Below are 483 nucleotides of genomic sequence, written 5' to 3' on the forward strand. Positions count from 1 at the left end.
GGAACAGCTTCAACGCTTCATAGGTGTAATCGTCTGCGTCAGCCCCCAGAAAGTGTCGTAGGCAGAAACGGATTCGTTCTGTCCCGTCCCACACAAGGGTATTGAGATAGTCCCGGATGGGATGGTACTTGTTTTCATTCGCCACAATCCCGATGGCATTATCAATCTTTTTCTCATTGGTAAGCCCATAGGTTTCTTCCAGATAAAGAAGCAGATACTTCATGTCCGTATCGTTCAGGGCTGTGCTTTCCCTATGGAAGCCGATGGGCTTTATGATGTCCTTGCGGTCGGTCAGGATGTTGTATGCGATAGCCCCGGAAAGCAGCGGGTCACGCTGGAATACGGTCAGGCAGTTCCGTATGCTCTGACGGACACCGCCTTTCTCGGTAGTTTCCAGTCCCGCCTTGATTTCCTCAATGCTCTGGGGTGGCTGCATGGCGTTCATGGTGTTTTTTAGTTCTTGCTGCGTCTGCGGCTGCAAGC

1 pseudogene is annotated in these 483 nt (G+C 51.6%); it reads right to left on the reverse strand.

What is annotated here, in order from left to right:
- Positions 1-445, reverse strand: a pseudogene (locus tag LJE11_RS20930) (virulence-associated E family protein); the annotation flags it as partial.
- Positions 446-483: the final 38 nt, after the last annotated feature.

The sequence above is a fragment of the Blautia sp. DFI.1.216 genome (assembly GCF_020594215.1).
In the GTDB taxonomy this organism is placed as follows: Bacteria; Bacillota; Clostridia; order Lachnospirales; family Lachnospiraceae; genus Blautia_A; species Blautia_A wexlerae.